The following is a 1,654-nucleotide window of genomic DNA, read 5'->3' on the forward strand; positions in this document are numbered from 1 at the left end:
GCGGGTGCTGCCGGGGGGAATGTGTAATAGCGCTTGCCATACCTGTCGCTGGAATGGCGTGCCGCAAAGATGTAGCGGGCTCGGCGCGGAATCGGGGTGGTCCAGGGTGGCCAGCAGTGCCGGGGTGGGTTGCTCGATGAGGTTAGCGGCTGGAAAGCGCTGCTTCAGTCTGCCCAGCGCGTCATCCATGTTGTTGCAGAAATCGAAGTGGATCAGGCCGTGAGCGGACTCGGCGACCAGAGCATGGCCATAGCAGCTTACGCCATAGTACCAGGTCAGTGGCTCTGCATGATCGTCGGATTCATGCAGGCGCGGACTGGCGGGGGTGGCGGCCTCTGCCATGGTTCCTGTCAATGGATGCAGCCAGTGTTCGATCGCATCAGCGATCGCCTCAGGGTTATCTTCCTGCACATAGTGCAGCCCACGACCGCAATCGGAAATATCCAGATTGGGGATCTGATCCAGCAACCAGCGAATGCGCGCCGGGCCGAGCACGGCCCCGGGGCGAAACCTCAGTAGCAGCATGGGCTGGGGCATGCTGCCCAGTCCCTTTTCAATCTCCTCAATGGCCTTCCAGGTTTCATCCTGGCGGTCATTGATCGGTAGTTGGTTGGGCCAGACATATACCGGGTAGCGGGACGCCCGCTGACGAAACGGCTTCTGGTAGATGCGCCTGACGCTGCGGGGAAGATGACGAATAACACCGAAAGGCAGCACCATTCTGACAAACAGATTGCGGTTGATAATCAGAAACCGGCCCAGGCGTTCTTGTCGGAAGGCAAAGAAAAGAGGGCGCAAGGGCAGGGGGAACTCATCCCAGTCACAGGTGAACGGGAAGGTTTCCATAAAACACAGACGGCTGACTGTCCGGGGTTGTTGCTGTGCCAATCGAAAACCCAGGGGGCCGCCCCAGTCGTGGAGCACCAGGGTGATGTCGGAGAGCCCCAGGGTAGCAACGAAATCTTCCAGATAGCGGTAATGGGTCAGGAAGCGGTAATCGATGTCGGGCTGGTCGCTGTTGCCAAAACCGATCAGGTCCAGAGCGATACAACGATAGTGGCCACGAAGCGGCTTGATCACGTTGCGCCACAGGTAACTGGAGGTGGGATTGCCATGGATGAACAGCAGTACCGGTCCTTCACCTTCATCAATATAGTGCAGGCGGTGGCCATTCAGCGTGACGTAACGTGACTCAAACGGAAAATCCGCAAAACCCATGACATGCATCCCTTGCATCGAATTTTTCAACTGTTACCGCTTTTCTGGCAAGATGCCATGGCTGTGTCAGTAACGTAAAGTGCGAAAAAATGTCAAAACCCTATCTCCGTGACGATCTAGTGGAAGTGCGCCATAGCGCCGTCCATGGTCGTGGCCTGTTTGCCACCCAGCGAATCAAGAAAGATACCGAGCTGGGTTTGTGTAAAACCAAGGTTGCCAAAAAAGATGGCCCCTATGTGTTATCGCTGGATGACGAGGGCAAAGAGCGCTACCGGGTGCTCTGTGATCTGCGCTTCATCAACCACGGCAAGAAACCCAACGTGGCTTACTATGACGACCTGACCGTGGTGGCCCTGAAGTCCATCAAGGCCGGGGAAGAGCTGCTGCACGACTACGGCGATGATTGGGAATAACCTGTAGGAGCTATGCTTGCATG

The 1,654-nt window shown here is 56.6% G+C and carries 2 protein-coding genes; one reads left to right on the forward strand and one right to left on the reverse strand.

Annotated elements, in window-relative coordinates:
* Positions 1–1,218 (reverse strand): haloalkane dehalogenase (locus B3Q33_RS06910; protein WP_286827313.1); only part of this gene is annotated, 1,218 nt, incomplete at its 3' end.
* Between the two features lie 89 nt (positions 1,219–1,307).
* Here B3Q33_RS06910 and B3Q33_RS06915 point away from each other — a divergent pair.
* Positions 1,308–1,631 carry an SET domain-containing protein gene (locus B3Q33_RS06915; protein WP_035244240.1) on the forward strand — a complete coding sequence of 108 codons (324 nt, stop codon included), beginning with the start codon at positions 1,308–1,310 and terminating at the stop codon, positions 1,629–1,631.
* Positions 1,632–1,654 lie beyond the last annotated feature (23 nt).

The organism is Alcanivorax sp. UBA3183 (assembly GCF_002364155.1).
Classification (GTDB): Bacteria; Pseudomonadota; Gammaproteobacteria; order Pseudomonadales; family Alcanivoracaceae; genus Alcanivorax; species Alcanivorax jadensis.

Coding starts and splice junctions, on each gene's coding strand:
- B3Q33_RS06915 (WP_035244240.1), top strand. CDS start 1,308: ATGTCAAAACCCTATCTCCGTGACGATCTAGTGGAAGTGCGCCATAGC.